22 protein-coding genes are annotated in these 21,124 nt (G+C 66.7%); 16 read left to right on the forward strand and 6 right to left on the reverse strand.

Translation table 11 applies throughout. The features are described from left to right. Positions 1–39: 39 nt before the first annotated feature. Complete coding sequence (locus ACWEO7_RS23265) at positions 40–273, reverse strand: hypothetical protein (protein WP_452426063.1); 234 nt, start codon at positions 271–273, stop codon at positions 40–42. Between the two features lie 239 nt (positions 274–512). Here ACWEO7_RS23265 and ACWEO7_RS23270 point away from each other — a divergent pair, with 239 nt between their 5' ends. The 3 genes from ACWEO7_RS23270 (at position 513) to ACWEO7_RS23280 (ending at position 2,626) form a co-directional block, all read left to right on the forward strand. Beyond that, complete coding sequence (locus tag ACWEO7_RS23270; RefSeq protein ID WP_452426065.1) at positions 513–1,049, forward strand: putative immunity protein; 537 nt, start codon at positions 513–515, stop codon at positions 1,047–1,049. Beyond that, the gene (locus ACWEO7_RS23275) at positions 1,046–1,555 is read left to right on the forward strand and encodes a putative immunity protein (protein WP_452426067.1); all 510 of its coding nucleotides are present in this window, start codon (positions 1,046–1,048) and stop codon (positions 1,553–1,555) included. The genes ACWEO7_RS23270 and ACWEO7_RS23275 overlap by 4 nt, the downstream gene beginning before the upstream one ends. 762 nt (positions 1,556–2,317) lie before the next feature. Next, the gene (locus ACWEO7_RS23280) at positions 2,318–2,626 is read left to right on the forward strand and encodes a DUF6802 family protein (protein WP_450020956.1); all 309 of its coding nucleotides are present in this window, start codon (positions 2,318–2,320) and stop codon (positions 2,624–2,626) included. Between the two features lie 253 nt (positions 2,627–2,879). Here the strand turns inward: ACWEO7_RS23280 and ACWEO7_RS23285 are convergent, their stop codons facing one another. Both ACWEO7_RS23285 and ACWEO7_RS23290 read right to left on the reverse strand, forming a co-directional pair. Then, the gene (locus tag ACWEO7_RS23285) at positions 2,880–3,086 is read right to left on the reverse strand and encodes a hypothetical protein (protein ID WP_452426069.1); all 207 of its coding nucleotides are present in this window, start codon (positions 3,084–3,086) and stop codon (positions 2,880–2,882) included. A gap of 355 nt (positions 3,087–3,441) precedes the next feature. Continuing rightward, positions 3,442–4,401 (reverse strand): alpha/beta hydrolase, encoded by a 960-nt coding sequence (locus ACWEO7_RS23290; RefSeq protein ID WP_452426071.1) that lies wholly within the window; start codon positions 4,399–4,401, stop codon positions 3,442–3,444. 158 nt (positions 4,402–4,559) lie between these two features. Between ACWEO7_RS23290 and ACWEO7_RS23295 the strand changes: the two genes are divergently transcribed. From ACWEO7_RS23295 to ACWEO7_RS23305, 3 genes are read left to right on the forward strand one after another with little or no spacing between them, the layout of a single operon-like run. Continuing rightward, complete coding sequence (locus tag ACWEO7_RS23295; protein ID WP_452426073.1) at positions 4,560–5,225, forward strand: hypothetical protein; 666 nt, start codon at positions 4,560–4,562, stop codon at positions 5,223–5,225. Continuing rightward, positions 5,218–6,573: a glutamine synthetase family protein gene (locus ACWEO7_RS23300; protein WP_452426075.1), complete on the forward strand. Its 1,356-nt coding sequence runs from the start codon at positions 5,218–5,220 to the stop codon at positions 6,571–6,573. Before ACWEO7_RS23295 ends, ACWEO7_RS23300 begins: the two co-directional genes overlap by 8 nt. Before the next feature lie 35 nt (positions 6,574–6,608). Further along, on the forward strand, positions 6,609–7,343 hold the full coding sequence (locus ACWEO7_RS23305) for a gamma-glutamyl-gamma-aminobutyrate hydrolase family protein (protein ID WP_452426077.1): 735 nt from the start codon (positions 6,609–6,611) through the stop codon (positions 7,341–7,343). A 65-nt stretch (positions 7,344–7,408) separates the two neighbouring features. Here the strand turns inward: ACWEO7_RS23305 and ACWEO7_RS23310 are convergent, their stop codons facing one another. Next, positions 7,409–8,083, reverse strand: a complete 675-nt coding sequence (locus ACWEO7_RS23310) for a TetR/AcrR family transcriptional regulator (RefSeq protein WP_452426078.1) — start codon at positions 8,081–8,083, stop codon at positions 7,409–7,411. A 152-nt stretch (positions 8,084–8,235) separates the two neighbouring features. On the opposite strand from ACWEO7_RS23310, the gene ACWEO7_RS23315 reads away from it, so the two are divergent. The 10 genes from ACWEO7_RS23315 (at position 8,236) to ACWEO7_RS23360 (ending at position 19,356) form a co-directional block, all read left to right on the forward strand. Then, positions 8,236–9,954: a class I adenylate-forming enzyme family protein gene (locus ACWEO7_RS23315; RefSeq protein WP_452426080.1), complete on the forward strand. Its 1,719-nt coding sequence runs from the start codon at positions 8,236–8,238 to the stop codon at positions 9,952–9,954. Between the two features lie 10 nt (positions 9,955–9,964). Next, a complete protein-coding gene (locus tag ACWEO7_RS23320; RefSeq protein WP_452426082.1) occupies positions 9,965–10,735 on the forward strand; it encodes an enoyl-CoA hydratase/isomerase family protein in 771 nt (256 codons plus the stop codon). Between the two features lie 23 nt (positions 10,736–10,758). Continuing rightward, positions 10,759–11,853, forward strand: coding sequence for a Zn-dependent alcohol dehydrogenase (locus tag ACWEO7_RS23325; protein ID WP_452426083.1), 1,095 nt, complete (start codon positions 10,759–10,761; stop codon positions 11,851–11,853). Between the two features lie 45 nt (positions 11,854–11,898). Further along, positions 11,899–13,356 carry an aldehyde dehydrogenase family protein gene (locus ACWEO7_RS23330; protein ID WP_452426084.1) on the forward strand — a complete coding sequence of 486 codons (1,458 nt, stop codon included), beginning with the start codon at positions 11,899–11,901 and terminating at the stop codon, positions 13,354–13,356. Between the two features lie 31 nt (positions 13,357–13,387). Continuing rightward, on the forward strand, positions 13,388–15,052 hold the full coding sequence (locus tag ACWEO7_RS23335; RefSeq protein WP_452426086.1) for a flavin-containing monooxygenase: 1,665 nt from the start codon (positions 13,388–13,390) through the stop codon (positions 15,050–15,052). Next, complete coding sequence (locus tag ACWEO7_RS23340) at positions 15,049–15,423, forward strand: hotdog domain-containing protein (RefSeq protein ID WP_379252396.1); 375 nt, start codon at positions 15,049–15,051, stop codon at positions 15,421–15,423. The genes ACWEO7_RS23335 and ACWEO7_RS23340 overlap by 4 nt, the downstream gene beginning before the upstream one ends. 5 nt (positions 15,424–15,428) lie before the next feature. Continuing rightward, on the forward strand, positions 15,429–16,727 hold the full coding sequence (locus ACWEO7_RS23345; protein WP_452426088.1) for an NAD(P)/FAD-dependent oxidoreductase: 1,299 nt from the start codon (positions 15,429–15,431) through the stop codon (positions 16,725–16,727). 34 nt (positions 16,728–16,761) lie between these two features. Continuing rightward, the gene (locus tag ACWEO7_RS23350) at positions 16,762–17,457 is read left to right on the forward strand and encodes a transporter (RefSeq protein WP_452426090.1); all 696 of its coding nucleotides are present in this window, start codon (positions 16,762–16,764) and stop codon (positions 17,455–17,457) included. Between the two features lie 130 nt (positions 17,458–17,587). Beyond that, positions 17,588–18,946: a flavin monoamine oxidase family protein gene (locus ACWEO7_RS23355; protein ID WP_452426092.1), complete on the forward strand. Its 1,359-nt coding sequence runs from the start codon at positions 17,588–17,590 to the stop codon at positions 18,944–18,946. A 125-nt stretch (positions 18,947–19,071) separates the two neighbouring features. Further along, positions 19,072–19,356 (forward strand): hypothetical protein, encoded by a 285-nt coding sequence (locus ACWEO7_RS23360; protein WP_452426093.1) that lies wholly within the window; start codon positions 19,072–19,074, stop codon positions 19,354–19,356. Positions 19,357–19,440: 84 nt separating this feature from the next. On the opposite strand, the gene ACWEO7_RS23365 is transcribed toward ACWEO7_RS23360, so the two are convergent. Both ACWEO7_RS23365 and ACWEO7_RS23370 read right to left on the reverse strand, forming a co-directional pair. Then, positions 19,441–19,665 (reverse strand): recombinase family protein, encoded by a 225-nt coding sequence (locus ACWEO7_RS23365; protein ID WP_452426095.1) that lies wholly within the window; start codon positions 19,663–19,665, stop codon positions 19,441–19,443. Between the two features lie 158 nt (positions 19,666–19,823). After that, positions 19,824–20,327 carry a hypothetical protein gene (locus ACWEO7_RS23370; protein ID WP_452426097.1) on the reverse strand — a complete coding sequence of 168 codons (504 nt, stop codon included), beginning with the start codon at positions 20,325–20,327 and terminating at the stop codon, positions 19,824–19,826. Between the last annotated feature and the right edge of the window lie 797 nt (positions 20,328–21,124).

Below are 21,124 nucleotides of genomic sequence, written 5' to 3' on the forward strand. Positions count from 1 at the left end.
GCGATCCGATAGCGGACGAGTTGGGGGCGAAGGTGATCGTCACCGGGCGCGCGGGTCACGCCGTCGCGTCGAGTGCGGGGCGAAGATGTTGCGGTGCTCGAGGTGCCGATGGAACTGCTCGAGCAGGCACAGCGTGTACGCGGCCCGGTCGACCGTCTCCGGTGGGCGAGGGTCGCGATAGACCAGCCGCTTCCACCCGCCGCCGATCAGATCGTGGTCGACGCGGCGGGCACCGAGCCAGCTCGCGCGGTATGCGGCATAGGAGTGTGTCATCTGCGGGTGGCCTCGGTGTGCGGCCTTGATGCCGCCGTCTGAGCTGCGGCGGCGTCACCGGGCAGCGGATTGCCGGACTGTGCGCCGCGCGGCATCGCTTTGAGGGTTTTCGGTCACATTCCCTGGTTACGTCACCACAACATTCAATCGAACGTTCAAAGCTACGATCGTAGAGTGTGAACCTACGGTCAGAGCCTCCCCTCCAGCGCAACCAACGCACCGCAGACTTCGTGTTGACCATGGACGAGATCAGGGCGGTGACGGCTTTTGCCATGACGTCGGCAGAGCAGGTACTCCCGCTGTTCGAGGCATGTCACCCCGATGACAGCAGACCCCGCGACGCACTCGCCGCCGCAGCCGCATTCGTCCACGGAGACCACCGCTCTCACGCCCAGCGTGTGACGGCACCTGCCGCCCACCGTGCTGGGCGAGAAGCGGCGGCGCCCGTGGCGTTTCACGCCGCGATGGCCGCAGGCGATGCCGCCGCGTCGGCGTACTTGCATCCGTTGGCGGATGCCGTTCAGGTCAACCACATCCTGCGCGCGTCTGCGCACACCATCCGAGTGTTCGAGCTGTGCCCCAGCGAGGAATACGGCGACTCGGTCGAGCGCATCGCCGACCTCGCCACGCCACTGTTGATCGACGTCCTCCGTCGTTATCCGAGGATCGGCGCCGGCACGAACCGGGTCAGCCAGCTCGTGCACCAGCTCGACAACCGCCTGCGAGATGGGCGCACCCCGTCACCGCGGCACGAGCGAGGGTCGGAGCGGCGATGATCCTGCCCAAGGTCCGAGACCCCCGGATGGTGACGATCCGTCGGGGTGGCCGCCTGACCGATGCCGACCATCAGTTGCTCGCGCTGTGGGCGGCGGCATGCGCCGAGCACGTTCTCAGCCATTTCGAGCACGAACGGCCCCACGATCCGCGCCCACGAGACGCCATCGCCGCCGCCAGAGCGTGGGCGCGAGGCGACATGCCGATGATGCGGGCCCGGGCAGCAGGCGGACACGCGATGGGCGCCGCCCGCCCGCTGACCGGCGCGGCTCGATTCGCCGCCTACGCCGCCGGGCAAGCCGCATGCGTTGGACACGTCGCCGAACACGACCTCGGTGCCGCCGCCTACGCGATCAAAGCCGCTCGAAGCGCGCACCCCGGCAATCCCCAGGCCGGCCGGATCGAGCGTGACTGGCAGCGAGACCAGCTCACCGACCCCATCCGCGCCCTGGTCCTCGAAGACCAGGCCCGGCGCAACAGCATCTGCTGGTCAGCCTTCTCCGACTGAGCCTCACAGCATCTCCGCCTTATCGACCGGCGGGTAGATCGGTGGGCCGACTCATGATCCAGGAGGTGAGCCGCCTCAGAGAGGGGCTGATACGTGAAGCGATGCTTCGGCGCGTCCTCATGCAGCATCTGAACCTCGGACCGAACATGGCCGACGTCGCCCAGACCATCACGCCGTCGTCGACACCATTCTCTGGTGGCAGGAGCGCTGCTGGCGCGGAATCGAGTCCCGCGCCGCCGTGACCGCACTACGCGACACTGGAACCTCGAGGAAATCCGCGCCGCCATTACTGGGTGCACAGCCACCGCGACCAATTGACCTCGGCAGGGGCGCCACCCAGGTACCGGAACTGAAATGGCACTGCTCGACATCCACAGACGACACCACAGCCCACACGATAGTTCTCGCGAGAACAGTCCGGTCGCAACGGGCGCGAGCGTCAGGTCCGGGGCGGGGTGGTGCTGCCGATGATGCGGTGGATGCTGGAGCGGCCGACGCTGGACTCTGCGGCGAGGCCGGCCAGGCTCGCGTCGTCGGGGTCGTGGTGCGGCGATGGATCGTTTTGCGTACTGCGAGTGGCAGTTTCGGTTGTTTGCCTCGAGGCGGCCCTTGGCGCGGTCCTTCGCGGGTGCGCAGGTGCCCCAGGTTGGCTTCGAATTCGGCGACCAGTGGTACAAGGTATTGAATGGCGGCCAAGACCTCGATACTCTGGGCCCATGCTGGCCGAGTTCTTCGAAGGCGTGGTGCCAGAAAGCGGGGGTCATGGTCACGTCGGGTGATCTTCCGGGACTGGATCTACCGCATATCGACGCGCACGCCGAATTGGGCGGCCTCGGCGCCGTCGAGCTGCACCATCCCACCCAGGACATCGACCAAGACGGTCTGCTCGACAGCGTGACCATCACCGGCGACGATGCCATGCAGGTGTGGACCGACGTCGATCACGACGGCTTCGCCGATCACGTCAAGGTGGTGGAGAAGGACGGCGACTATACCGCCTGGGAGTTCCATCGACACCCGGACGGAACCTCGGAGTGGATTCGGACGGATCAGGGGCGGCTGGGCACTTGAGCGGTGCCGCCTTCCCGTTGAGGGAGGGTGCGGCAGCGCTGGCACGGGCTGAGTCGGAACTGCGCCGACACTCGTTCCACGACACCACGCGTATGGGTTGTCGATTCGGCGAAATAGCGAACCCCGTCAGCACTTTGCAGCGTCTGAAACAGCTACCAGCTGGCAGTCGGTCACCGAGAGATCCATCGGCCTCCGGGCGGTGCGGCGGCATCGATCTCGTCGCGGGCGCGGAACCACCCGATCCTGTATCCCCTTAGCGGCGAAACAGTGCGAACTGGTTACCACTTTGACGGCAGAACCAGGTCTTACCCAGCCCTTCTTGACCGAATTTAGCCACCCCATTCGCGACACAAGCTCCTTGAGTGGAGTAGTAGTCAACGGTTTCATCAGCCGCCGCCGTACCAGCCTCGCCAAAGGAGAAGGCCGCGATCATCGCCCCACTGATCAGATACTTCAGCATGACAGGAAGTCTATAGCGTGACACTACTGCGTCGCGACTGAATGCGTTGTCTAGGAGCAGATTTCGTCGACGTCGAGGGCAGAGCGGCCGATGAGGACTGTGTAGACCGTGACAGCACGGTTGTTTTCGAAGTTGTGGCATTGATGCCGCCCCGGCACTTCGCGGTGACGACGGTCTTCGTGCTGTGGGGAACTGTCGTCACCGCAGGCTTCGGAGCGCCGGTGTGGCTGGTTGGTCATCGCCGTACTCGGTCTCTTCGCGGTTCATTTTCGATCACTATGTCAATTGACCCGCGAGGTGTCGCGGGACCTTCGCAGACGTCAACAGGGCGCCTTGGAAACCCCCGCGTGCGGAGCTATGCCCGCGCGATCTCGCGCAGATACAGGCACACCTCATCGATCGCCTGTTTCGCTTGCGCGAACACGCCGACTTCGGTGACGAAGCCGTGGAAGACGCCGGTGAACCTGGTCAGCGAGACAGGGACGCCTTCGCCCCGGAGCCGTGCCGCGTACGCCTCGGCGTCGTCACGGATCGGGTCGACCTCCGCGGTCACGAACAGCGTGGGCGGCAAGCCGCGCAGCGACTCGGCGCGCATGGGTGCCGCGAGGTGATCGCCCCCCGGGTGCTCCGCGCCGACGTACTGCTCCCAGCACCAGCGCGCGTCCGCGGCGCTGAGCAGCGGCGCGTCGGCGAATTCCGACCACGACGGCGCGGTGAATGTGTCGTCGACGGCGGGGTAGGCGAGCACTTGCGCCACAGGAAGGGCGCTGCCGCGTCGGTGCAGGCACAGGGCGGCGGCGAGATTGCCACCCGCGGAGTCGCCGCCGACCGCGATCCGGTCCGGGTCGATGCCGAGCTCCGGCGCTGCCAGGGTCAGCCACGCAAAGGCGTCGACGCAGTCTTCCAGCGCTGCCGGGTACGGGTTCTCCGGAGCCAGGCGGTAGTCGAGGGATACGACCGTCCAGCCGGAGCCGGCGGCGATCGCGCGGCACAGCTCATCGGCCCCGTCCAAGGTTCCCAGGACGAAACCGCCGCCGTGCAGGTAGACCAGGGCGGGTGCGGCGCGGCTCGACGTGGCGCTGTCGGCGCGGTATAGGCGAGCCCCGATCGCACCCGCACGCGTCGGCACGGTCAATTGTTCGACGTGGTCCAGCGGCGTGATCGGCTCGGCGGGCGGGGCCGTGTTCATCAGCGCCCGAGCGTGCACCGGCCCGAGCTCGCGGATGGGTTTCGGCAGGGCCTGCCTGATCATCCGGGCCACGGCTGCGGCCTGGTCGTCGAGCAGATTCCACCAGGCGGACGCGTCGTTGTTCATGGGAAGACCTCGCAACTCGTTGACAAGAAGTGATCTGTACCTCACCATCATAGTCATCTGACTCAGACATTTGACTATCAATTCACGTTCTATTCGGGGATCCGCTGTCGGCGGTGCACCGCGCACAGGATCTCGTCGAAATAGAAAGGACAACAAGGATGACCGAAACGACGATCGGCCCCGCTGCGCGCGGGGCTGACGCGGTCGGCGGGGTCGACATTCGGATCGAGGACGACGCGAGTCCGATCGTCCGGTTGATCGGTCGCACCATCGCCGATTCCGTCCGCGCCAACGGTGCGGACTTCATCTCCGGGGCGAGGGAAGGCACGGTTGCCGTCCGCTCCCACGACACCCCGCAGGCCGCGACGATCACCATCTCCGACGGTGCCCTCGCGGTGTCGAGCGGTGTGTTCGTAGAGCCAGATCTCACCCTGACCGTCGACCTGAACGCGCGGTTCGCCCTGGTCGGCGAGCCCGTCGGCGCCGGAGATCTCGCCGCGGCGGCGCTTGCTCTGCTGTCGCCACCACTGCCGGAATGGCGGGTCGCCGCGGAGCGGTTCTGGGCCGCGGCCCGGTCGGTGCCGGGCATCCCTGACGTGCTCGTCGCGATCGCGGCGGGCCCCGACGGGTTGGCGGAGCATGTCGTCGGCGACGGCGAAACCCACTACGTGATCGCAGGCCCATCGGAATTGCTGGCGGGCATCTTCGCGGGCGCCGACGACCTGATCGCCGCCATGTCCAGCGGTCAGATCGGCGTGCGCGGCACGCTTTCTCAGCTGTCGGTGCTGGTCGCCGCATCCTGGAAGGTTCGTTACGATGTCTGAGATCACCGCCGCCCCTGGGGATACCACGGCCGCCGTGCACACGGTCCGGCTCGAGGCCACCAATCACGAGGGTTGCTTCCTCGGCAAGAACGTCGCGCCCAAGAAGTTCGCCGCGAGCGCGGCCTCGGGCTTCGCGATGGCCGATCTACTGTTCGGCCTCGACCTGGGCAACGCGCCGACCTTTGGCTTCCCCTTCCCCGACTGGCGTGGACATGTGTCCGATGTGCAGTTCCGGCCCGACATGTCGACGCTCGTGCAGTGGCGGCCAGGTCTGCAGTCCGTGATCGGTGACTACTGGCAGGCCGACGGCACTCCGATCGGGATTTGTCCGCGCAATCTGGCCCGGAAGTTGGTCGACCGACTCACAACGCGCGGATTCACTGCCACCATCGCGGTCGAGATCGAGGCGACCCTGTTCCAGGAGTCCATCCACGAGGCCCGCGCCAAGGGATATCGCGATCTGACTCCGCTCGGCGGTTCCGCCGGAACCGCGTACCACCTTGCGAAGTCGAAGGACTGGGTCGACTACATGTCCGCGGTCGCTCGGCGTCTCGACGAGATCGGCATCGAGTGGGAAGCGTGGAGCGACGAAGACGCGGCAGGTCAGGTCGAACTCAATCTGGTTCCCGGCGACCCGATCTCGGTTTGCGACAACTGGGCTCGCGCCCGGCAGGTGATGCGCGAAGTGGCCTTCGAGCTCGGTCACACCGTGACCTTCATGGCCAAGCCGACCGCAGGTTACGGCCAGGCCTCGCACGTCAACCTGTCCCTGCAACGCGACGGGATCAACGCGTTCCACGCCCCGGACGGGCCGTCGCTGACGATGCGCCACGCGGTCGGCGGCCTCCTCGCGACGATGCGGGGCGCGACATCGGTCATGCTCCCGCAGATCACCTCCTACCGTCGCCTGGTAGACCTGAGCGGCCCGCCGACGACGGTCACGTGGGGCATCGCCAACAAGAGCACCGCGGTGCGCGCGGTGTGCGGACACTCGGCCTACTCCCGGCTCGAGTACCGCCTTCCCGGCGCCGACGCGAACCTGTACCTCGCGGTCGCGGCCATTCTCGCCGGGGTGATCGCCGGCCTCGACGGCGCGCTGGAGCCCCCCGAACCGGTCAGCGACCTGGCCTGGTGTGTGCCTGATCTGGAGCGACTGCCGGACACGATCACCAAGGCGGCCGCCGCGCTCGAGACCGATCCGATCCTGCGCGAGCAGCTCGGTGACGAGTTCGTCGACTACTGGGTCGGCACGCGGCGGTGGGAGTGGATGCAGTTCCACACCACGGGTGGTGATCCGTCAGCCGAGCTCTCCGAATGGGAGTCGGCCCGATACTTCGAGTTTCCGTGACGGTGGGGGCCGCGACGCCGGGTACCGTCCGGCCGATGATCGGCACCACCGGCCGCCGGGTTCGGTTGCGACTGGTCGAGGGAATGGACCACCGTTACGGTCATCTGTTCACCGACACCTTCATGTCCGACTTCTCGGAACGAATCGCCAGGGCAGGCGGAGTTCCGGTGAACCTGCCTTACGATGCCGATCCGGATGCGCTGTGCCACTGGCTGTCCGGTGTGGTCGTCACCGGCGGGCAGGACGTTCATCCCGCGTGCTGGGGCGGCGATCTGTCGGTGGTCCGTGACGCGGATCCGCGAGATGATCCGATGGTCCACGACGCCGAACGCGACCGGTTCGAGATCGCGCTCGTGCGCACCGCGCTCGACCGGAAGATCCCCGTGCTCGGGGTGTGCCGCGGTCTGCAGGTCCTCAACGTCGCGCTGGGCGGCACCCTGATCCCGCATCTGCCGCCCGATTCCGTCGAGCATTTGTCGTCGTCGCCCCCGCTCACAGACGGCGCCGACGACCACAAGGTGACGTTCGAGCCCGGTTCGATCGCGGAACGGATCTTCGGCACGAGCGCGGTGACCAACTCGTGGCACCACCAGGCGGTCGATCGCTGCGGCACCGGCCTGATCGTCACGGGGCGCACGGCCGACGGCGTGGTGGAAGCGGTCGAGCTGCCAGGAATGCCGGTGCTCGGTGTCCAGTGGCATCCGGAGTGGATGGAGCGCGAGGATCCGGCATTGAGCTGGATCGTCGCCGAGGGGAGCAGGCGGATCTGATCCGGGAAAAGACTGTGGGCCGCCATCGAAGGTGGCGACCCACAGTTGTTCCGGTCGGTGCGAGATCAATTCCCGCTCACCCAGGACATAAGGGAACGAAGGTTTTCCTCGGGCGCGGCTTCTGGGGCCTGGTCCATGGGTCCGGAGCCGAGGTTGACGGCCATCCAGGCGTCGAGCGCACCCAGGGTGAGTTCGGCCTGCCGCTGGGCCGCGGTGCGGTCGGTGAACACCAACCAGTTGAGTGCGAATCCGTCGGACAAGGTGGACACCATGTAGGTCAGCGCGTCGACAGTGTCCGGGCGGATCGCCTGGCCGGCCTTGGTCGAGGCGGCCTCGAGGATCATCCGCACGGTCGCGAACGCCTCGTTGTAGACCATCTCGCCCTGCTTGTCCTCTTGGCGCCGGGCCCAGCTGATCAGCTCGATGATCGCCGCGCCCAGGTCAGGGTTCGCCAGGTACCACTGCAGCACACCGCGTAACAGAGCGCGCGCGCTGGTCTGTACGTCGCCGCGGACGTCGTTGCGCATCAACACTTCCCGATACTGCCCGGCGACGTACTCGAAGACGGCCGCGAACAGCGCCTCCTTCGTGGCGAAGCAGTAGTGCAGCGTGGCCAGCGGGGCGTTCGCCTCCTGCGCGATGCGGCGGGTGGTCGCGCCGTCCACCCCATGAGCGGCGATCATGCGCACGGCAGCGGCCACCAGGTCGGCGCGACGTTCGGCGGAGGGGATGCGAGCCATGCGTTACTCCTGTCGGATCCGATATGAACAATTGATCAAGTCAGGTCTCACACTATCAGCCGGAGCGGCAGGCCATCAGCCGATGATCAAGGGGTGTCGACCAGGGCTGTTAGTCATTTGCCTTGATCAAATGACTTAGTCGCGCTACCGTTATGACTGGCATCACAAGCCAGCTCACCTTGCGGCCGCGCTCGCCACTGGCGTCAGCGCTCACCCCGGCTCACCACCGCCGCCTAGAAACACCCGAAGAGGACGACGTGATCCAAGTCGAATCAGTCCACCCCGAACGTGCGATCGCACTCGATCGCCTGGCCATGGACCCCCCGCTCGACACCCTCGTCGATCTCCTGGCACACCAGGCCGTGCGCGCTCCCGACGGTGAATTCCTCCGGTTCGAGCAACGGGCATGGACCTTCGGTGAAGTCGACGACTGGACCTCCCGCCTCGCGCAGCGACTGGTCGCCGAGGACGGCGTCCGCCGAGGCGACCGGGTCGCGATCATGCTGCCCAACGTGGTGCAGTGGCCGATCGCCTGGTTGGCGATCCTCAAGGCGGGCGGGATCACGGTGCCGGTGAACTCGTCCTATCAGCGGGCAGACCTCGAATTCGTGCTCCGCGATTCCGGCGCCAGGGTGATGTTCACCGACGCGGCGCACGCCCCGCTCGTCGAAGAGGTGCGCACCTCCAACAGCGATCTGATCGATGTCCGGATCATCGAAGCCGCGTCGCCCGGGGGCCTCGTGCGATACCCGGCGGACCGGCCCGCCGTCGACATTACAGGCGCGACGCTGGCGAACCTCCAATACACCTCAGGGACAACGGGATTCCCCAAGGCATGCATGCTGACCCACGACTACTGGACCCGGCTGGGGTGGGTCTGCGCGAACGCGGCCGGTCTCGGGCCCGACGACGTGGCCCTTACCTCGCAGCCGTACTCCTACATGGACCCACAGTGGAACACCGCTCTGTCCCTCACGATCGGCGCGCCGCTGGTCGTGCTACCCCGGTTCTCCGCCTCGGGTTTCATGGCCGACGTCCGCAGGCACCGGGCCACGTTCTGCTACGTCCTCGGCTCGATGCCGACTCTGCTGTTCAAGCAGCCACCCAGCCCTCAGGACCGCGACAACGATCTGCGCATCGTGCTGTGCTCGGCCATCCCCGTCGCGCTCCACGCGCAACTCGAGCAACGGTGGGGCGCGCCGTGGCGGGAGATCTTCGGGATGACCGAAACCGGAGTCGACCTGGTCAGCCTCCCCGAGAACACCGCCGACATCGGCAGCGGACGGCTGGGACAGCCGGTTCCCACCAAGCGGGTGCGGGTGGTCGACCCGCGGGGCCGCGAAGTCGCCGAAGGCGAATCCGGCGAACTGATCACCTCGGGCAAACCGATGATGCTCGGCTACTGGAACCGGCCCGAGGAAACCGCGCAGGTGCTACGCGACGGCTGGCTGCGCACCGGCGATGTCGTGGTCCGGGAAGCAAGCAGCTACCGCTTGGTGGGCCGGATCAAGGACATGGTCCGGCGCGGCGGGGAGAACATCGCCGGCGCCGAAGTCGAACGGGCTCTCGAACGCGACGACAGCGTCATCGGGGCGGCGGTCGTCGGCGTGCCGGACGAGTTGTTCGGCGAGGAAGTCAAGGCCTTCGTGCAACTGACCTCCGGCATAGAGGAGAGCCGGGCCACCGCCGAGCAGATCCTCGACCGCGCACGAAACGAGTTGGCACGCTTCAAGCTTCCTCGCTACGTGGAGTTCGTCGCCGACTTCCCGCGCACGCCGTCCGAGCGAGTGTCGAAGCCGGCGCTGAAGGCGCGCGCCGCCGAGCGCCCCGGCACCACCTACGACCTGCGGCCACCGCGCGAGGACAACTGAGGAACCGCACATGACCGACAACTACCTGGACGTGCGCATCGATGCGGACGTCGCGGTGCTCACGCTGAACCGCCCAGCGAAGCTGAACGCGCTGGATGTGGCCACTCGAGTGCTGCTCGCGCAGACCATCCGCCGGTTCGGCACGGGTGAGCTCGTCCGCGGGATCGTCCTCACGGGCACGGGACGCGCCTTCTCCGCCGGCGAGGACCTGCAGACGCTACCGGCGACCTACGACGAGATCCGCGAAGCCTTCGCGACCTTCCACGACATCACCCGCGCGATTCTCGAGACGAGAATCCCCGTGGTAGCGGCCGTGAACGGGATCGCGGTCGGCGGCGCCTCGGAGCTGACGCTGTGCTGCGATTCGCGGATCGGCAGCTCGGACGCCGAGTACTTCCAGCCGGAGAACCACCGCGGGATCATCATCTCCAACGCCTCGAGCATTTTGATGGGCCGCCTCGTCGGCAACCACGCGATGCGCATCATTCTCGGCTCGCATCGGATCGGCGCGGACGAGGCCCTGCGGATCGGGCTGCTCGACGAGATCGTTGCCCCGGAAACGCTGGTGGACCGCGCGGTCGAGGTGGTCCGGCAATGGAACTCCGATCCCCGTATCACCGCACTGCACCTGGGTCTGCTGCGGCCGCGCCCCGAAGACATCGAGGCGGCGTTCGCCCGCGAAGACGCCGCCGCCCGCCGGTCCTGGGAGTCCGGCGCCTTCAGCGAAGGCATCGAGCGCTTCCGGACATCGAAGAACGCGACGCCGTCGGCGCCCGCATAGCTCAATCGAGATCGGAGACGAAGATGATCACCACCGAAGCGGCGCTCCTCACCGCGCTGAACGAACCGCTGGAATTCACCGAGATCCAGGTCGACGATCCGGAGCCCCACGAGGTCCGCGTCGCGGTCTCCAACGTGGGTCTGTGCCACAGCGACCTGCACTACATGACCGGAACCGTGCACGCCGAGCTGCCCGTGGTGGTCGGGCACGAGGTGGCGGGCGTCGTCGAATCGGTCGGCTCCGCGGTGAGCTCGTTGCGTCCGGGTGACCGCGTCGTCGGCGCCCTCACGCCCTCGTGCGGGTTGTGCCGCAACTGCCAGGTCGGACACTCGACCCAATGCCAGCGCGTCTCCCGGATCCGGCAACGGCCCCGGCCCGCCTTCCAACTGCCCGGCGGCCAGGTCGTCGAGCGGCTCGGGGACGTCGGCGCGTTCTCCCGCCACACCCTCATGCGGGAGAACTCGCTGGTGCAGATGCCCGACGAGGTGGGACTGCACGTGGGCTGCCTGCTGTCGTGCTGCATCATCACCGGCGTCGGCGCCGTGTTCCGCGGCGCCCAGGTGCGCCCCGGCGCAACCGTTGCCGTAATCGGTTGCGGCGGTGTCGGTTCGGCCATCATCCAGGGCGCGCGGCTCGCCGGTGCCTCGGCGATCGTCGCCGTGGATCTCGACGGCGCCCGGCTCGCCGCAGCGCGGACCTACGGCGCCACCCACGTCGTGAACGGCGCGGCCGATATCGCGGCCGAGATCAGAAACCTCCTCGGCGACGGCGTGGACTACTCGTTCGAGGCCGTCGGTTCCGCGCGGACGGCGGCGAGCGCGCTGTCGGTCCTGCGCGCCACGGGTACCGCATGCCTCGTCGGCATCGCACCCGACGGCACCGACCTGACGCTCCCGGCCTCGGATTTCTTCTTCGGTGAGAAGCGCCTGATCGGCTCCTACATGGGCTCTGGCCAGGCGCAGGAAGATATCGCACAGTTCGCCCGTCTCTACCTGCAGGGCCGCCTGCTGCTGGACGAGATGGTCAGCGACGTGATCCCGTTCCGCGAGATCGACAAGGGCTTCGAGGCGATGAAATCGGGGGAGGTGACCCGCATCGTCGCCGATCTCACCGTGTGATCACCCCCGAATCCGTTCCCACCTGAGCACGGAAGGAAGTCGCAGATGTCGAATTCGCCACTGCCCCAACCGATCAACTACATCGCCGACGAGTGGTCCGAGTGCGCGACGATCCCGGACGCCTGGAACCTCGACCCCAACACCGGGCAACCCGTGCACCGCACCGTCACCACCAGCCCCGCCGACGTGGAGCGGGCCCTGCGCCATGCCGAACGGTCCTACGGCTTCGAACGCTGGGACGACGCGGGCGGTGCGGAACGCGCCGCTGTCATCGAGCGCGCGGCCGACATCGTCGAGTCCCGGATCGAGGACATCGCCCGCACCGATGCCCTCACCAGCGGCGTTCCGATCGCGAAAGCCCGGATGATCGCGCAGTTCCTGCCGCACCGGATCCGTTCCGCGGCCGCTGATCTGCGCGCCATCCCGCGGCGCACGGCGCTCGCGGCCGGTGGCCGTGACGTGCGGCTCTACAAGGTTCCGTGGGGGCCCGCGGCCATCCTCACCCCGTGGAACGGCCCCAGTTTCATCCCCGCCGCGAAGGTGGTGAGCGCGCTGGCCGCCGGGTGCCCCGTGATCCTCAAGCCGTCCGAACACGCGCCGAGCAGCGCCCAGATCATCGTCGAGAGCTTCGTCGAGGCGGGGCTGCCCGACGGCGCGCTGCAGCTCGTCCACGGTGCGGGCGACGTGGGCGCGGCCATCACCGGCGATCCCCGGGTGAAGATCGTCTCCTTCACCGGTGGTCCGAACGCCGGTCGCGCGATCGCCCGCGCGGCCGCGGAGGACTTCAAGGTGCTCCAGCTCGAGCTCGGCGGCAACAACCCGGCCCTCGTGCTGGAGGACGCCGACATCGACGTGGCCGCCGACGGGATCCTCGACGGAATGACCAAGCTCAACGGCCAGTGGTGCGAAGGTCCCGGAAAAGTGCTCGCGCACAAGACTCTTGTCGAACCGCTCCTCGAGGCGCTTCTCGACCGCATCTCCCGTATCGAGGTCGGGCACTCGCTCGACGAGAACACCCAGCTCGGCCCGATCTCGAATGCCCCGCATTTCGCCACGCTGCTGAACCGCATCGATGGGCTGCGCGCCAACGGCGCCACCATCCACCAACCCGCGAAACTCCCCGAACTCGACGGGTTCTTCCTGTCGCCGACGGTCGCTTCGGGAGCCGACGCGTCAGTGGCGACCGCCGAGCTGTTCGGCCCGCTGGTCAGCCTGCACGCCGTGGAGTCCGACGAGGACGCCCTGCGCGTGGCCAACACCGACCCGTCGGGCCTGGACGCCTACGTGTTCGGCAGCGACCTGGACCGCGCCATCGAAATCGGCTCACGGGTGCTGTCGGGCGAGGTGCGCGTGAACGGCGCGAAGATCACCGATCTGGCCGACGGTTCGGCACAGAGCTTCTGGGGCTCCGCGGGAATCGGCGGCCACGCCCCCGGGGAGTCCGTGCGGGTGTTCTGCGGCGACCGCGTAGTCGGCGTCGATTCTCCCGACCTTCCCCTGTAACGACCAACCTTCGAAGAAAGCGGCAATCGCTATGAATTCCACCTCCACTTCGGACACCGGGGTCGTCGACGTCATCGGCGTCGGCGCCGGCTTCACCGGCCTCTACCTCGCGCACCGGCTCACCGGATCCGGATGGACCTTCGCCGGTTTCGAGGCCGGGCCGAGCGTCGGCGGCACCTGGTTCTGGAACACCTATCCGGGCGCGCGCTGCGACGTGGAAAGCATCTACTACTCGTACTCGTTCGACGAAGCGCTCCAACAGGAATGGACGTGGAGCCAGCGGTTCGCCCCGCAGGCCGAGATCCTCGGCTACCTCGAGCACGTCGCCGACCGCTTCGACCTGCGCAAGCACTTCACGTTCAACACCCGCGTGGTCGGTGCGACGTGGAACGCGGCCGACCGGCTGTGGGAGGTGCGACTGGACAACGGCCAGACCCGGCGCAGCCGCTACCTGATCTCGGGTGCGGGCGGGCTGTCCACCCCCAAAGACTTCGACGTGCCCGGCCTCGCGAACTTCACCGGCCTGCAGGTGTCCACCAGCCGGTGGAACATCTCGCTCGACGACCTCGCGGGCAAGCGCGTCGCCGTGATCGGCACCGGATCCTCGGGCGTGCAGGCGATCCCGCTGATCGCGGAGGTCGCCGAGCACCTCACGGTGTTCCAGCGCACCCCGAACTATGTGATGCCCGCACGCAACGCCGCACTCTCCCCGGAGCAGGTCGAGGCTGTCAAAGACGACTATGTGGCGATCCGTGAGGAGTGCAGGCACTCGCCCGGCGGCATCCCCGATCGCCCCGTCACCGACAACGCCTTCGACGTCTCGGCCGAGGAGCGCCGACGGCGCTACGAGGAGGCCTATGAGCGCAGCGGTTTCCAGGGCGTCGGCGCCGAGTTCGCCGACCTGCTCATCGACCCCGAGGCGAACCGGACCGCGTCCGAATTCATCCACGACAAGATCCGCGAGATCGTAAAGGATCCGGCCACCGCGGAGCTGCTGGTGCCCAAGTACCACCCGCTGGGCGCCAAGCGCAGCTGCTTCGGAACCGACTACTACGAGACCTACAACCGGCCGAACGTGTCGTTGGTTTCGCTGCGTGACGAGCCGATCGAGACGATGACCGAAAACGCGATCGTCACGTCGAAGGGCGCCTACGAGGTGGACGCCGTGGTGCTGGCCATCGGGTTCGACGCCTTCACCGGCCCGCTGTACGGGCTCAATCTCACCGGCGCTTCCGGCCAGAAGCTGCAGGAGTCCTGGCACGACGGCATCCGGTCCTACCTCGGCATCATGGTCGCGGAGTTCCCCAACTTCTTCATGGTCGGTGGCCCGCTCAGCCCCGCGCTGGTGAGCAACGTGGTGGTGACGATCGAGCAGGCCGTCGACTGGATCGCCGATCTCATCGAGCACGCCCGCGACACCGGTGCCACGCTGATCGAGGCCACCACCGAGGCCCAAACCGAGTGGGTGGACATCACTGAGACGACCGTCGCCCCCACGCTGTTCGCCACGACCGACTCCTGGTACCGCGGCTCCAACATCGAAGGCAAACCCAACACCTTCATGGGCTACGTGGGCGGTGTCGGCAAATACCGGCGCATGTGCACCGAGATCGCCAAGCGCGGCTACCCCGGCGTCGAGATCGACGGCGAAGCGCAGTCGCGCGCTCTTGGCCGCATCCACGAGGAAATCGCATGAGCAAGGCAATCCACCGGCGCTATGTCGCCTTCTCCGATGCGCACTACGCGGGCAATCTCGTCGACGGCGCCTACGCTCTGAAGCTCTTCGGCGACGTCGGCACGAACCTGTCGATCGAACTGGACGGCCACGAGGGCCTGTTCGCCGGCTACTCGTCCGTCGAGTTCCTCGTCCCGGTGCGTGGCGGTGACGTCGTCGAGGCCGAGGCGAGGCTGGTGAAGAAGGGAAACCGGAGCCGCACAGTAGATTTCGAGCTTCGCGTGATCTGCCGCGGCTGCGATGACTCCGGCCGCGCGCAGGTCCTGGAGCCGCCCCTGGTCGCGGTCCGCGCACGCGGCACCGCGGTCATCCCCGCAGACCAGGGGGAGTAGTTGCCATGGAACTGATCTACGACACCGGCTGGGCCGAACAACCTGCCACCGTCGAACAGCCACTGATCGGTGACATCGACTGCGACGTGGTCGTGATCGGCGGTGGGGGCGGTGGTATGTCGGCCGCGCTGCGTCTCGCCGAGAAGGGCGTCGACGTGGTGCTGCTCGAGGCGAAGACACTCGGCTGGGGCGCCACCTCCCGCAACGCCGGATATATCACGAACTCGATCGCCGCCGATCCGGAGCTGCTGGGTTTTCTGCTGAAGCGCGAGCGGCTGCGCTCCCTGTACCGGTACGCCGAGAACGCGGTGCATTTCGCCGAGGACGCCGTCGCGCACCACGGGATCGACTGCGGCTACCGGCGAGAGGGCATTGTGATGGCCGCCGTTTCCAAGGGGCAGCTGCGGCATGCGCGCCGAAACGCGAAGGTCATGGCAGAGGCCGGATCGTCGGCCGAATTCGTCGAGGGCCGGGCGGCCGGCCTTCCGGAAGGCTTCCTGGGCGGAGTGCGCGAGGGCGTCGGCGGCACGCTGAACCCGGGTGAGTTCGTCCTCGGTCTGCGGGCCGCGACGATCACGTCCGGTGTGCGTGTTCACGAGCACACACCCGCCCGCGACCTCACCGACACCGGAGACGGCGTTACCGTCGAAACCCCGAACGGAAGGGTCAGGGCTCGCAAGGCGCTGCTGGCCACCAACGCCTACAGCGCGGGCCTCTCCATCACGCCGAAGAACCTCGCGACCCCGGTGTGGACCTCCTTGGTCGAGACCGAACCCGTCGCACCCGAGCGACTCGACGAGATCGGCTGGACCAGCCGCGCCCCGATGGTCACGCTGCACATGATCATCGAGAGCTACCGCGTCACTCCACGCGGCACCATCGTTTTCGGCACCCGCCGCGTGCAGGCCGGCCGCAACCCGCTGCCGGAGCGCACCCCCGCGCCGCACATCGCCGACGACCTCGTCCGCGGATTCCACGAGCGTTTCCCCGGCCTGCGCGACATCACACCTCAGAGGGCCTGGGGCGGCTGGATCGGGATGAGCTCCACCTGGCTCCCCGTCGCCGGTGAGGCTTCCGACAACGTGCTCTACTCGCTCGCCTGCAACGGCCACGGCTTCGCCCAAGCGCAGTACGTGGGCCATCTGCTCGCCGACCGGATCGGCGGCGCGCCGCTACACGACGACCTGGCGGCGATCTGGCACGGCCGCAAGCGATTTCGGCGCAGTTTCGTCAGCGGCCCCGCGCTGTACGCGGGCTGGCTCGCCGACCGCGCCGCCGACCGCCTGGCAGCCCTCACGAAATGACCATCTGCGCGAACCGCCCTCCAAGGAGAAAATCATGTCCATCAAAGAACTGCTCTTCGCGGTCGCGGACATCTGGATGATCGCCGTCGGATTCACCTACGGGATCAAGTTCATCCGTACCTACAAGAACTACCTGCTCGGCATCGAGTGGATCATTGTCGCGACGTCGGGTACGAACTTCCTGATCTACGGTCTCATCAAGGCCGGTCACGACAGCCCGATGTACGCCGTCGCCTACTTCCTCGACGCCTTCTCCCGGTCCATCGGCATCACGCTGATCCTGGTTCTCGGGCTGATGAAGGTCACCCACCGGTACATGCCGTCCGCGGCGGTGGACTTCGGTGCGTTCGCCCTCGCGGCCGCGGTGGGCTTCGTGCTCAGCCAGTTCGCCGGGGAGATCGGCACCCCGGGCAAGATCTTCTACATCGTGGTCAACGTGCTCACCACGATCTTCCTGGTCTACTTCGTCAAGCGCCTGTGGGAGATCCGCGAGCGCGGGCACGCCGTGTGGGCCGCCGTCGCCACCGCCTGCGGATTCGTCATCGCCGCGATCTACGACTTCGTCCACATCCCGGGCGACGACGCGGAGCACACGATCTTTTACGTCTTCGCGCTGTCCACGTGGGGCCTGCAGATGTTCGCGTACTACCGCGCCTACCGAGCGTTCGACGCCTACAACAAGCGCGTCGACGCCCAGGCCGTCAGTCCCAGCGCTCCGGCTACGGCTTGAGCCGCGCCGTGCCACAGGGACCAGCTGGTCGCCTCCGCGGTGTTCGAAGCGCCACTGAGCGGCGACCAGGGATGGTCGGCGGCGATTCGCCGGAGCGTCCCTTTTGATCGATCTAGAGTCAGGAACCGAAATGACAAGGCACGAAGTGCATGAAGAGACTACCGAGGTAGTCGTTGTCGGCGCCGGGATGTCGGGGCTGATGGCGGCCACGACGCTGGCGCCGGAGACCGACGTAGTCGTGCTGGAATCCACCGGTCGCACGGGTGGACGAGTCGAGACCATCCGGCTGGGCGATTACTGGATCAACGTCGGCACCCAGTTCACCGAGGGCACCGGCACGCTGATCGATGCCCTCGACCGGCACGGCATCGAGATGGGCTCGCTCGCAGGCAAGAGCATCGCGCTGTACTTGAACGGGGGAGTGGTCGACACATCCAATCCCGTCGCGCTCATGTTCCGCACCCGGATGACCATGATGGACCGTCTCGGGATGGCCGTCGTCGGTGCACGCATCCTCTCGGTCATGCCGTTCTTGGAGTCGCCGAGCCGTATCGCGCAACGGGTTCGCGCCAAGCTCGACACCAGGCTGGCGTCGTACCTACTGAAGGGTGTCCGGTCGGAGTTGGCCGCCTCCGTTGTCCGGTCGTGGTCAGCGCAGTGGATGGGATGCGAGGTGGAGGAGACGGCCGCCACCCAGTTCGTCACGTCGGTGGGCCTCGCGCTGGCCGACCCGGAGAAGATCCCGAACTTCTCGCTGCCGGTGGGTGGCAACCAGACGTTGACCGACGTGCTGACGGAAGATCTCGCGGGCCGGATCCGGCTGAACTCTGTGGTGCACTCGGTGCGGCAGGACGGTGACGGCGTTGTCGTCGACTATCACGACGGTGACCGGCCTGTGCGGCTGCGGGCGAAGCGTACGATCGTGACCACACCCGCCGATATCGCCGAGCGGATCATCCCGGACCTCCCACAGCAGCACCGAAACGCTTTCAACGACATCACCTACGGCCGGTACGTGATCGTCGGATTCTTCACCGAAGAAGTCGGGCCGCAGCGCTGGGATGACTACTTCGGCGTCTCGACGCCGCAACTGTCATTCCAGGCGATGTTCAATCACGCCGCGGCGATGCGGAACGGCGACGATCGTAAGCCGGGTGGAGCACTGGCCTGTTTCGCCGGCGGCGCTCAGGCCGACCGTTTGTTCGACCTCAGCGACGAGGAAATCGTGTCGCGATTCGCAAAGGACCTGATCGCAGTGTTCCCCGAGCTGCTAGGGAAACTGGGCGAGGGCATCGTGCGGCGGCACCGCCGGGTCGTGCCCTTCTGGGCGCCCGGGCGGAGGAACTCGCTTCCGACGTTGCGTGATCCGCTCGGAAGCATCTACCTCGCCGGCGACTACCAGCTCGATCTGCCTTCGCTCGCCGACGCAGCCACTTCAGGCGAACGAGCGGCGAACGCGGTACTGACGAGTCTGGGCCGACTGCGATAGACGGAGAACCACGCGCATCCGCCAGCGAACTGCACCTGGCAGCCACCGCCTTCAACCTCATAAGATCCAGAAGGCGGCCCCGCCGGCCGGATGCACCACCGGCCAGCCCACCCGAACGCGTTCCGGTGAAAGCGTTTCACGGCCTTCACACCTCGAAGGCGCGGCTCGCCGGATTCGGCAACGGATTGCACTCCGGCGGCTACCCGCACCAGCTCAGCGATGCCGTGTCGGTGCTCGTCGCCGCAGTGCCCGGGTGCTGCATGATGGTTTCCATCTTCGTGGCCGGGACTTTCATGTTGGCAGTGCGCCCGCCCATGCCCAGCGCGGTACCGGTGCTGCGGGAGCCGAAACTCAGCGGCGGTGCAGCGCGGGACAAGCTCGGCCCGCCGGATCTGTCCACGAACAGCTGATCGAATTATGTCGGCACCGCCCACGTCGGCGCCTACACACACCCGGTGTGACTCGCGGCGGTAGATGGCGGTGTTCTCGCACCGTCAGGTGGCGCCGATTACGAGGGTGGTGCGGGCGGTTTCGACCACGTCGGCGGTGATGGTGTGGAGTTCGTTGATCTTCATGATCGCTGCCAGCGACAGGTGCGGGCGGCGCAACGACATTGCTTCGATCAGCTCGATCAGGTGCTCGAGAGAACGGCCGAGCCGGTCGAGCCTGGTGACGACCAGTTGATCGCCTTTGCCGCGTACACGGGATGCTTTACACACCCGGCCTGCGGGAACGTGCTGTTGCCCAGTGCGTCTCGCGAACATTCGTTCGTAAGACATCATGCCAGGACATGTTTGTGGGCTGGAGCTGCCGGTGGCGGCATCGAGTCGATGATGCGGAGTTTACAATCGCTGCGCAAACGTGATGATGATCTTCTTCATCGTTCGACTATCAATGCGGTGCGATTGAGAACCACCCAGGCATACGTGTCGTTGATCCGGTACGCATCGTAACCCAGGCTGGCGCCGTATCGTCCCACGTCCGACAGCACATTCTTACGCTCTTCCAGTTCTGTTCTCCTCGTAGACTTTTCGGGCTCCCTTTCCAACTCTGCGCGGATCGATTCCAGTTCCTCGTCTCGTTTTGCGGTCGGGGAGCGTAAATCAGTCTTCAGCGCGTCGGGATGCATCGCCATACGAATCACGCTGCCCTGGTCAGGCCCCCCGGCTGCCCAGTGCTCGGCCATCTCCCGGAGCTGGGCCGAATCAGGTTCGCTCGAACCAGGTTCGCGGCCGAAAACGTAAGTACCGCTCCCGCTCCCACCCCTTCCTGGAAAGAGGCTGCCGGTTTTGAATTCCTCTGCGTCCTGCTGCCTTTGCACGCCCCGGGACATTTCCATCCAACCCGCATCGACAGCCTCGCGCATACCCTCGGCATCCACGAGGCGAGGCAAGCCGTCGAATCCTTGGCGCCGGAGTATCTGCGCCAACGCGTGATCGCCACGCTCATAGCGCAGAGGCCCCTCAATCGCGTGATTGAGCTGACGATAATCGATATCGCTGAGCAGACTACGGTCCGTTTCCCGCGAATCGATCCCGCGGATCCGCTGCGCGATCTCTTCGTCGGTTTGTCCGACCCCGGAGACCCGACGAAGTTCGTGACCGAACTCCCTGAGTGGGCGCTCATGAACTTCGGCTACGCCCCTTGTTACCCCGCAGAGTCTTTGAATCAGCTCGGAGATCGCCTTACCCCACAGTGTGATCCTCCGGCCTCGACGAGCTGCGCGCCCTCAACACAGGTGTAGCGAAGATAGCCTCGACATCATACGAGAACCCCTCTACCTCGGACCCAGATTCCAGACTCATCACTGCGAGTCACACACCCGGCCCGCACTCGTGGGTGTCGTAAAACGATCTTGGTTCTCCGACACCGTTCCTCCGGCGGTGTGGTCCAGATGCTGAGGTCGGCTGATCCGCGCGGCGGGTTGCCGCGGCTCGGCACGATCGCAGGTGGTCATCGGCTGGGGGATGTCCGGCCAGGATCCGGTTCAGCTCAACGCGTATCGGGGCTGTGGGGGCTTGCCCGCCAAAATCTGTATTGCAGGGTGTAGACATTCTGGGGGGCGGGGTGTAGTTTCTGTGTTGTTGGAGATGAGATGTCTGGTTGGCCGGGCAGGTGAACTGCACCGGATGCAAGATCCACCATCCCCTCCGGCGGAGAAGAGAATCCGGTGCAGTC

The sequence above is a fragment of the Nocardia sp. NPDC004260 genome, assembly GCF_053603155.1.